The 8167-nt window shown below is 36.3% G+C and carries 10 protein-coding genes (1 of these 10 cut by a window edge); 8 read left to right on the forward strand and 2 right to left on the reverse strand.

Annotated elements, in window-relative coordinates; genetic code table 11:
- Nucleotides 1-74: 74 nt before the first annotated feature.
- Nucleotides 75-1037, forward strand: a complete 963-nt coding sequence (gene uvsE / locus AC3EMB_RS01330; protein ID WP_000961144.1) for a UV DNA damage repair endonuclease UvsE — start codon at nucleotides 75-77, stop codon at nucleotides 1035-1037.
- Here the strand turns inward: uvsE and AC3EMB_RS01335 are convergent.
- Nucleotides 1030-1602: a rhomboid family intramembrane serine protease gene (locus tag AC3EMB_RS01335; RefSeq protein WP_000908526.1), complete on the reverse strand. Its 573-nt coding sequence runs from the start codon at nucleotides 1600-1602 to the stop codon at nucleotides 1030-1032. The two genes, uvsE and AC3EMB_RS01335, sit on opposite strands and share 8 nt — an antisense overlap.
- Before the next feature lie 93 nt (nucleotides 1603-1695).
- Here AC3EMB_RS01335 and acpS point away from each other — a divergent pair, with 93 nt between their 5' ends.
- From acpS to AC3EMB_RS01365, 6 genes are all read left to right on the forward strand, one after another.
- The gene (gene acpS / locus AC3EMB_RS01340; protein ID WP_488517407.1) at nucleotides 1696-2055 is read left to right on the forward strand and encodes a holo-ACP synthase; all 360 of its coding nucleotides are present in this window, start codon (nucleotides 1696-1698) and stop codon (nucleotides 2053-2055) included.
- 93 nt (nucleotides 2056-2148) lie between these two features.
- Complete coding sequence (locus tag AC3EMB_RS01345) at nucleotides 2149-3162, forward strand: LolA family protein (protein ID WP_000830133.1); 1014 nt, start codon at nucleotides 2149-2151, stop codon at nucleotides 3160-3162.
- Nucleotides 3163-3279: 117 nt separating this feature from the next.
- Nucleotides 3280-4449 carry an alanine racemase gene (gene alr / locus AC3EMB_RS01350; RefSeq protein WP_000390593.1) on the forward strand — a complete coding sequence of 390 codons (1170 nt, stop codon included), beginning with the start codon at nucleotides 3280-3282 and terminating at the stop codon, nucleotides 4447-4449.
- Nucleotides 4450-4757: 308 nt separating this feature from the next.
- Nucleotides 4758-5045, forward strand: coding sequence for an antitoxin EndoAI (locus AC3EMB_RS01355; RefSeq protein ID WP_000004570.1), 288 nt, complete (start codon nucleotides 4758-4760; stop codon nucleotides 5043-5045).
- Nucleotides 5046-5049: 4 nt separating this feature from the next.
- Nucleotides 5050-5400 (forward strand): type II toxin-antitoxin system endoribonuclease NdoA, encoded by a 351-nt coding sequence (gene ndoA, locus AC3EMB_RS01360; protein ID WP_000635965.1) that lies wholly within the window; start codon nucleotides 5050-5052, stop codon nucleotides 5398-5400.
- A 68-nt stretch (nucleotides 5401-5468) separates the two neighbouring features.
- Complete coding sequence (locus AC3EMB_RS01365) at nucleotides 5469-7637, forward strand: Tex family protein (protein ID WP_488517408.1); 2169 nt, start codon at nucleotides 5469-5471, stop codon at nucleotides 7635-7637.
- Between the two features lie 57 nt (nucleotides 7638-7694).
- On the opposite strand, the gene cmpA is transcribed toward AC3EMB_RS01365, so the two are convergent.
- The gene (cmpA, locus tag AC3EMB_RS01370; RefSeq protein ID WP_001143640.1) at nucleotides 7695-7811 is read right to left on the reverse strand and encodes a cortex morphogenetic protein CmpA; all 117 of its coding nucleotides are present in this window, start codon (nucleotides 7809-7811) and stop codon (nucleotides 7695-7697) included.
- Between the two features lie 195 nt (nucleotides 7812-8006).
- Between cmpA and AC3EMB_RS01375 the strand changes: the two genes are divergently transcribed.
- A protein-coding gene (locus AC3EMB_RS01375) for a SprT family protein (protein WP_016083957.1) crosses the window boundary here: on the forward strand, nucleotides 8007-8167 show its beginning. It continues 298 nt past the right edge of the window; only the first 161 of its 459 coding nucleotides appear in the window; it begins with the start codon at nucleotides 8007-8009; the stop codon falls past the right edge of the window.

Raw genomic sequence — 8167 nt, forward strand, 5'->3', positions numbered from 1 at the left:
TGTTGGCATTCTCTTTTTTTATTTCTGTAATTGTGCATACTACATAGTAGTTATGATAGAAAAGGGGCTGTTATATGCTTGTAAGGCTTGGTTACGTTGCGATGAGTGTGCATTTGAAGAATGCATCCCCATCTCAAACGATGACGTACGCACAGTTTCAGAAAATAGATGATCGTGATGCTGCAATTCGTAAACTTGAAAGAATTGCTAATTCCAATTTGGAAAATTGTTTACGTTTATTAAAGCATAATAAGGGACATGACATATCTTTCTTTCGGCTTAGTTCTAAGCTCATTCCTTTAGCGAATCATGAGGAATTGCTAGAGTGGAACTATATTCGTCCTTTAAAAGAAAAATTGAAAGAATTAGGTGAATATGCAATTCATATGAATATGCGAATTGATTTTCATCCAGATCATTTTGTTGTACTAAATTCACCTGAGGAGAGTGTTTTTAAACAATCTGTAAAGACATTGCAGATGCACAAAAAATTATTAAAAGGCATGGGGATTGAACATAAGCAACGATGTGTACTACATGTTGGAGGAGGGTATAAAGATAAAGAACTTGCATTAGAGCGTTTTATAGAGAATTGGTCTAATGTCCCAAGGGGTATTCAAGAAATGATTATATTAGAAAATGATGATACAACTTTTACGTTAGAGGAAACATTATATTTAGGAGAAAAATTAGATATTCCCGTCGTGTTTGATTTGCATCACCATATGATGAATAATGAGCAAGAAGATTGGTATGAAGATTGGGCACGTGTTGTTCATACGTGGGAAACATCTTTGTTACCGGTTAAAATGCATATCTCTAGCCCTAGAGAGGGAAAAGATCCAAGAGCTCATGCAGATTATATTAATGTAGACGCATTTTTATCTTTTTTAAGAAGGATAAAGGGAAGTGTTCCGCAAATTGATTGTATGATTGAGGCGAAGATGAAGGATGAGTCTTTATTTCAATTAATGAGGGATTTAAACGAACAGGTAGATGTAGAAATTATCGATGGTGCAAGCTTTTATATTAAATAAGCTTTGCACCATCGTTTTTTTTTGTTAAAAAGGGAGTTAAAATGCCGCCGGTTATTAAACCTGTTAAATGACTGATCGGATTGGCGGAAGGATTAAAGAAAGTAAATAGCAGTAATAGAAGTATCACAATTGAAAAAATGGCAATTTCTTTTGGTTTTGAAGAGCGGTATCGATTGTACAATAAAAATAATTGTGCGCCTAATAGTCCGAAAATACCACCTGATGCACCTGCGTGAATATATTCAGGAGGCATAATAATATAAGAAGAAATATTTCCGGAAATTCCAGAAAGAAAAAATAGAATAAAAAAAGAAAAGTGTCCGAGTTGCTTTTCGATAGAAGAACCAAGAGCAAACAAAAAAATACTATTAGAAAGAAAATGTTGTAAGTCTACGTGTACCAGAAGGGAAGTTATGACACGCCACCATTCTCCTTTAGCGATATATTCATTAGAGGCTGCCAGTGGGAAGAGGAAAAAGTCGCCTAATATCATCATGACTAAGTGAATAAAAAGTAAGGTGAGAATAGTCGGTTGTAAAGAAATCTGAGTAGATCTTATTAGCATACGGTTACTACCACCCCTTTTGCATCAGAAAGATTCTCTGTTATTCTTATCAATATGAAAGAAGAAAGTTAAATAGAAGAAGGGGATTTTGAAATGATTATAGGGATTGGAATCGATATTATTGAATTAAATCGTATTGAAAAAATGCTAGATGGAAAGCTTAAATTTATGGAACGTATTTTAACAGAAAATGAACGTAATGTTGCTATGGAGCTGAAAGGAAGTCGTCTTACAGAGTTTGTAGCTGGAAGGTTTGCAGCGAAAGAGGCGTATTCAAAAGCTGTAGGTACTGGTATCGGGAAAGAAGTAAGCTTTTTAGATATTGAAGTGAAAAATGATGAAAGAGGTAAGCCGATTCTGATTACAAGTACAGAGTATGTTGTTCATTTATCAATTAGTCATAGTAAGGAATTTGCTGTTGCTCAAGTTGTTTTAGAAAGCTCGTCATGCTAGTCTGCATATTTTATATCTTTGTCTCATATATTTGAGGTAGCGATAAGGAAGGTACATCTTCCATTCATTTATAGGGGCAAAGGGGCTGAAGTGATGAAAAGGCGTCTGTTTTTAGTTCTTGTCGGTTTGTTGACCGTTTTTGTGTTGGCGGGTTGTGTGGAAAAGAAACAAGATGATGTCGTGAGAGATTTAGAAGCGAAAGTAAAAGGGATGAAAAGTTATCAAGCTGAAGCGAAATTATCTATTAAAACAGGAAATGAGCCTCAGGAGTATAATGTAGAGATTTGGCATAAGGAACCGTCTTTTTATCGTGTGAATTTAAAGAATGCAAAAAAAGATCAGAGCCAAATCATTTTAAGAAATGAAGAAGGTGTATTTGTATTAACGCCAGCACTTAATAAGAGCTTCCGTTTTCAAAGTGATTGGCCGCAAAATAGCAGCCAGGCTTATTTATATGAATCACTTGTAAGAGATATTTTGCAGGATAAGAAAAACCTTACTTTCGAGAAAACAGATAAGTATTATATTTTTAAAACAAAAACAAACTATCAACATCAAAATATGTTGCCGAAACAAGAGATTACGCTGAAGAAGAGCGATTTGACTCCAGTTTCAGTGAAGTTAATGGATAATGATCAAAATGTTCTTGTAAAAGTAGATTTCTCTAAGGTGAAATTCGATGCGAAATTTGATAAAGGTGCATTTGATACGAAACAAAATATGTCTAGAGCGCAGGTAGATGTTCAAACAACAGCGAAAGAAGACAAACCGTTTGCTATTTTGTATCCACTTGATACACCGCAAGGTATGACTCTGCAAGATGAAAAAGAGTTGAAGACAGACAGTGGCAAGCGTGCGATACTCACATACACTGGAAATAAGAAATCCTTTACTTTAATACAAGAAAAGGCAAAAGTTGCAGAGGCTTCATCAGCGGTAAGTGTAAGTGGAGAACCAGTTGATCTTGGGTTTACGATTGGTGCATTGACGAAAGACTCTGTAACGTGGTCGCATAACGGAGTAGAATATATGCTCGTGTCTAAAGGTTTAGAGCCGAAGGAGCTACTAATGGTTGCTCGTTCAGTTACAGCGAAGCAGGTGAAGTAAACTTCTTAGACGTGGTGATATATGTGCACCACGTCTTTTCTTAGTTTGAAGGTGGATTTCATAAAAGAAGCATATAAAAGAATAAGCTTCGCATATCGTGTATAAGGAAGTGTATTTATGGAAGAAGCACCATTTTACCGTGACACTTGGGTGGAAGTGGATTTAGATGCCATTTATAACAACGTTACGCATATTAAAGAGTTCATCCCAAGTGATGTAGAGATTTTTGCTGTAGTTAAAGCAAACGCGTATGGGCACGATTATGTACCGGTGGCTAAAACGGCATTAGAAGCGGGTGCAACAAGGTTAGCTGTGGCTTTTTTAGATGAAGCTTTAGTGCTTCGGAGGGCTGGTATTACTGTGCCGATTTTAGTGTTAGGTCCCTCGCCGCCGCGTGATGTAAATGTAGCTGCTGAAAATGATGTAGCGCTAACTGTTTTTCAAAAAGAATGGGTGGACGAAGCAATTAAACTTTGGGATGGTTCATCTGTAATGAAATTCCATATTAACTTTGATAGTGGTATGGGGAGAATTGGAATACGTGAAAGAAAAGAACTGAAAGCATTTTTAAAGAGTTTAGAAGGTGCACCGTTTTTAGAGTTAGAAGGAGTATACACGCATTTTGCAACGGCAGATGAGGTTGAGACTTCGTATTTTGATAAGCAATATAACACGTTCTTAGAGCAGTTAAGTTGGTTGAAAGAATTCGGAGTGGATCCTAAGTTTGTCCATACAGCTAATAGTGCTGCCACGTTACGTTTTCAAGGGATTACATTTAATGCAGTACGAATTGGGATTGCAATGTATGGATTATCTCCTTCTGTAGAAATACGTCCTTTTTTACCATTTGAATTAGAACCGGCGCTATCACTGCATACGAAAGTAGCTCATATTAAACAGGTGATTAAAGGTGATGGAATTAGTTATAACGTCACTTACCGAACGAAAACTGAAGAATGGATTGCAACTGTAGCGATTGGCTATGCAGATGGGTGGCTTAGAAGATTACAAGGATTTGAAGTGCTTATAAATGGTAAAAGGGTACCGATTGTAGGGCGAGTAACAATGGATCAGTTCATGATTCATCTTCCTTGTGAAGTGCCGCTTGGTACGAAAGTTACGCTTATTGGAAGGCAGGGAGATGAGTATATTAGCGCTACAGAGGTTGCGGAATATTCAGGGACTATTAATTATGAAATTATTGCAACGATCAGTTTCCGTGTGCCAAGAATATTTATACGGAATGGTAAGGTTGTAGAGATAATTAATTACTTGAACAATATATAGAAGGTAGTATGATTGCTTCTTGTCATTGGAGTGACTGTTCATTGCTGGATAATAAGCTCTTTTTGATGAGAAGCTTTTTACTTATAATCATTTTTTATATAAGTTACACGTAAGTTTTGAAGAGGAGTTCTATTGTTTTTAGTTAGTTATGAGATAAAAAATTTAAGAAGATGAATGTTTTGTTTGTGAATTGGAAAACATAAGCAAGGAATAAGGAAGTCTTTGCAACAGGCTCCATACAATGGTATTATTACAATAGGTGTCATATATATATTTGGGTGTGTAGTTGACGGTGGAGGTGTATTTTTGTGTCCGAATCAAGTGTAACTACTGAAATCGTGGTTCGGTTGCCAAAGCAAATGGTAACGGAATTGGACGGAATTGGAAAACAAGAGAATAAGAATCGCCATGAACTAATTTGCCAGGCAACACAATTGTTATTGCGTCAACATAAGACGAAGAAACGCTACCAACATGAATCAATGCGACGTGGGTATATTGAAATGGGAAAAATTAATCTTGGTATTGCATCTGAAGCTTTCTTAGCGGAGTATGAAGCAGCTCATACAGTAGAACGCTTAGTTAGCGGGGGGTAATATTTTGATTGTAAAACGCGGCGACGTGTATTTTGCAGACCTTTCCCCAGTTGTTGGTTCTGAGCAAGGAGGCGTTCGTCCGGTTCTTGTCATTCAAAATGACATCGGAAATCGTTTTAGTCCAACGGTGATTGTAGCGGCTATTACTGCACAGATTCAAAAAGCGAAATTACCCACTCATGTGGAAATTGATGCGAAAAAGTATGGTTTTGAGAGAGATTCTGTTATTTTACTTGAGCAGATTCGAACAATCGATAAGCAACGCTTAACGGACAAAATCACTCATTTAGATGAAGTGATGATGAGTCGTGTAGATGAAGCGTTACAAATTAGTTTAGGACTAATAGATTTTTAAATCGGCAGTTTAAGTTGCTCTCTTTGAAGGGCAACTTTTTTTTATTATAGAGGAGGTTACGGTTGTATATGGAAATGGTAGATAATCGACAAGCGTTAATGAAAATGTTAGTGAAAGAATTAGGCTTTAGCGAAAAGCAAGTTCGTCATGTTATTCAATTAACAGAAGAAGGTAACACAGTTCCATTTATTGCTCGTTACCGAAAAGAATGGACAGGCTCTTTAGATGAGGTGCAAATTCGTGTGATTTTAGAGAGATGGCAATATATGATGCAACTTGAAGATAGGAAGGAAGAAGTTATTCGTCTTATTGATGAGAAGGGAAAACTGACAGGAGAGCTAAGACAGCAAATTGTTAAAGCTACAAAGTTGCAGGAAGTAGAAGATTTATATCGTCCATATAAAGAGAAAAGAAGAACGAAAGCAACGATTGCAAAAGAAAAAGGGTTAGAACCGTTAGCTGAATGGTTATTGTTATATAAGAAAGAAGAACCGGCTAAAAAGGCAGTGGAATTTATTAATGCAGAGAAAGAAGTGCAATCTGCAGAAGAAGCTTTACAAGGTGCACAAGATATTATTGCAGAAATGATTTCAGATGAAGCTGCGTATCGTAGTTGGATTCGAAATGTTACTTTTAGAAAAGGTATTATGTCTTCGTCCGTAAAAGGTGAAGAAAAAGATGAAAAGAATATATATGAAATGTATTACAGTTATGAAGAACCATTGCAAAAAGTAGTACCGCATCGTGTATTAGCAATGAATCGCGGTGAGAAAGAAGATATATTGAGAGTTTCTGTTGTCCCACCAGTAGATGAGATATTAAATTTCTTATATAAGAAAGTAGTTCGTGATAACGATTCTAAAAGTGCGCATTATGTACAATTAGCGATTGAAGATGGTTATAAACGATTAATTCAATCTTCAATTGAAAGAGAAATTCGTAAAGAATTAACAGAAACAGCTGAAGAACAAGCGATACATATTTTCTCTGAGAACTTACGTAACTTATTATTACAACCTCCGATGAAAGGGAAAGTCGTGCTAGCGGTAGATCCGGCATATAGAACTGGTTGTAAATTGTCTGTAGTAGATGATACGGGGAAAGTACTACATATTGATGTTATTTATCCGCATCCGCCTGTTCGTAAATATGATGATGCAAAAACGAAAGTTCTTTCTATTATAGATAAATATCAAGTTGAAATGATTGCAATTGGTAATGGGACAGCATCTAGAGAAACAGAAGAATTTATAGTAGATGTATTACAAAGTGTGAAACAGGACGTCTTTTATATTATTGTAAATGAAGCGGGTGCTAGTGTATATTCAGCTTCTGATTTAGCCCGTGAAGAATTCCCGAATTTACAAGTTGAAGAGAGAAGTGCCGTTTCTATTGGAAGACGTCTGCAAGATCCACTTGCTGAACTTGTGAAAATTGATCCTAAATCAGTTGGGGTTGGACAATACCAACATGATGTATCTCAAAAGAGATTGAATGAGTCATTAACATTTGTAGTAGAGACAGCTGTTAACCAAGTTGGGGTTAATGTAAATACGGCTTCGGTTGCATTGTTACAATATGTTTCAGGTTTATCGAAAACTGTTGCGAAAAATATTGTGGCAAAGAGAGAAGAGGATGGGAAATTCACAAAGCGCACGGAATTAAAGAAAATCCCACGTTTAGGTGCAAAGACGTACGAACAATGTATAGGTTTCTTGCGTATATTAGAAGGAGCGAATCCATTAGATCGAACAGGTATTCATCCCGAACAGTATAAAAATGTTGAATTGTTATTGAAGAGTTTAGGCTTATCGATAGATGACGTAGGACAACCGCAATTACAAAAGAGATTGGAAGAAGTGGAGATTTCTAAGTTGTCTCAAGAAACGGGAGTTGGGGAGCCGACGTTAGTTGATATTATAGATGCGCTCATTAGCCCGGAACGAGATATGAGGGATGAGTTGCCTAAACCACTTCTGAAAAAAGGGATTTTGAAATTAGAAGATTTAAAACGTGGTATGGAACTAGAAGGAACAGTGCGTAACGTTGTTGATTTTGGTGCTTTTGTTGATGTAGGCGTAAAGCAAGATGGTTTAGTGCATATTTCTAAGCTTAGTAAACAGTTTGTAAAGCATCCGTTAGATGTTGTATCAGTAGGACAAATTGTAAAAGTATGGGTAGATGATATTGATACAAAAAAGGGACGCGTTGCACTATCTATGTTGCCGATTGAATAGTAAGAGAAGAGAGCAGATGAAACTGCTCTTTTTTTATAGAATAAAAAGTGTAATGGATTATGAGTTTTGATGTATTTTGCTATAATAAAACCAGCATTCATTTAGCAATTTAATTTGATACCGGTTTTTTTCGAAATATGCACGTTGCATCTGTTTTTTTAGCCACGTAGGCATAGGAATCCCTCCTTGTTTAATCCTACTCTCAAAAATCTAAAGTGCTATTGATGAGAGGTTGGTGAGTGGATTTCTATTCATGTTGTGTTTTTAGAAACCACGCGTCTTGAATGAGGATGGGTATATGTACTATTTAATATATGTATAAGAAGCGTGAAAAGTGTAAAAATATTTTTTTGTTTAGGAGGAATGAGAATGGACGAGGAAGAAATTCAACGGCTAGTGGAAGAAGTATCGCTACAATACTTCGGAATGCCATTTTTACATAAAGCAACGTTCAATAGTAGGCTGCGTACAACTGGTGGGCGTTATCTGTTGAAGAGTCACAATGTTGAACTGAATTATCGATATTACGA

The organism is Bacillus sp. LQ16, from assembly GCF_057784645.1.

Coding starts and splice junctions, on each gene's coding strand:
- AC3EMB_RS01365 (WP_488517408.1), top strand. CDS start 5,469: ATGGAAATGGTAGATAATCGACAAGCGTTAATGAAAATGTTAGTGAAA.
- cmpA (WP_001143640.1), bottom strand. CDS start 7,811: ATGCCTACGTGGCTAAAAAAACAGATGCAACGTGCATATTTCGAAAAA.
- AC3EMB_RS01345 (WP_000830133.1), top strand. CDS start 2,149: ATGAAAAGGCGTCTGTTTTTAGTTCTTGTCGGTTTGTTGACCGTTTTT.
- uvsE (WP_000961144.1), top strand. CDS start 75: ATGCTTGTAAGGCTTGGTTACGTTGCGATGAGTGTGCATTTGAAGAAT.
- alr (WP_000390593.1), top strand. CDS start 3,280: ATGGAAGAAGCACCATTTTACCGTGACACTTGGGTGGAAGTGGATTTA.
- acpS (WP_488517407.1), top strand. CDS start 1,696: ATGATTATAGGGATTGGAATCGATATTATTGAATTAAATCGTATTGAA.
- AC3EMB_RS01335 (WP_000908526.1), bottom strand. CDS start 1,602: ATGCTAATAAGATCTACTCAGATTTCTTTACAACCGACTATTCTCACC.